We start from the raw sequence: 1,522 nt of genomic DNA, 5'->3' as shown, positions 1-1,522 counted from the left end.
AAAAAATATTACCTTGATGGCTCAGGCGTGATGAAAACAGGTTGGGCTTTAGTAAATGGAAAATGGTATTATCTTGACAGCACTGGTGTGATGAAAACCGGTTGGTTAGATTTATCAGGGAAAAAGTACTACCTCAATACCGACGGGTCAAGGGTAACAGGCTGGAAGCAAATCAGTGTCAAATGGTATTATTTCAATAAAGATGGGATCATGGCAGCCAATACCACAGTGGATGGCTATAAATTAGGTGCAGATGGAGCGCGAATTCAAGTTCAATATGTTGCTTTAGGTGATTCCTTAGCGGCCGGTATGACTCCTTATGGAGTAGATCGAATTCCGGTAGACGGAGTAGATTTAGATTGGGGATACCCAAATTATATTTCAGAGAAGTTTACAAAGTCCTATCAGTTACTAGATTTTGATAACTTTGGCGTTTCTGGATATAAAACGGATGATGTCATAGCTGATTTCAGTAAAGCAGACGTCCAAAAAGAAATAAAAGAAGCTACGCATGTAACGATTGATATTGGTGCGAATGATCTGCTTGCAGTCCTTCCTGCCATTCAAGCAAATCCAACTCTGGCGCCAACAGAAATTGGAAAAATTTCTGCCAAGTTGAACACCATTTTAAGCACAATCGATCAATTGAATCCAAATGTGAAGGTATATGTAATGGGTTATTATAACCCATACCCATATGTAACTGACGCGCAGCAAAAAGCACAGTTAGAACAATTATTACTAGCATTTAATGGACAGATTCAATCCCAAGCTGTACAGAATGGTGATACATTTGTACCAACTGCACAGGCTATTAATGTAGCAAATTTTGCAGATTACCTTCCAAATCCATTTAACATTCATTTGAGTCTCGCAGGTTATCAAGTAGTGTCTGAGGAATTTTGGAAAGTGATTAATTAATCTTTGTCAGTTCAATAATTAATTAAAGACTTAATAGAAAAACAATTTATTATATCTAGAGATATGTAGAAAAGTAATATACTATCCTCCTTTTACAAATGGATTAAATTAAGAAAGCTAACATTATGTTGGCTTTCTTTTTATTTGATAAGTATAGAAAGGTAGAGAGCATTTGCTCTCTGCCTCACTGTCATCTTTGGCTAGTGGGATCAGACCCCCACTCAACTAAAGCTTGATGGTGGTGCCTGTCACTCCCCGAAGTTTGTCGAAGATTGATTGGGTATTAAGTTGTGAGAAAGTGATAGAATGAAGTTGCAACTGAATATTGTGAGGGTGGCCGGTTGTTGATCTTCTTTTCCTTTTATTCGGAAGGGAGGTGATATTCCTGGAAACTTTTCTTGAAATTCTACGAGAAATTCTAAAAGGAATCTTGCGTGAATTAAGCGCTTATTTCTTTCGGAAAAATATTCTAGAAAACGAGAAAACCACCCCGCGCCGTAGCAAGCAAAAGGGTGGTTTACACAAAAAATAAACTTTAACAACCATCACCCTGACGGTAGAGGTTGCAGGGAGAAGTGTTACTAGCACTTCTCTTTTTTAT

Annotated in this window: 1 protein-coding gene; it reads left to right on the top strand. The window is 37.8% G+C overall.

Translation table 11 applies throughout. From position 1 onward, the window contains the following. A partial coding sequence (locus V7659_RS31160) for an SGNH/GDSL hydrolase family protein (protein WP_335543859.1) occupies window positions 1-921 on the top strand: 921 nt, incomplete at its 5' end. Window positions 922-1,522: the final 601 nt, after the last annotated feature.

The sequence above is a fragment of the Neobacillus drentensis genome (assembly GCF_036966985.1).
Lineage (GTDB): Bacteria > Bacillota > Bacilli > Bacillales > Cytobacillaceae > Neobacillus > Neobacillus drentensis_E.
The sequence above is the reverse complement of the archived record's forward strand: the minus strand, read 5'-3'. Positions and strand labels throughout refer to the sequence as shown.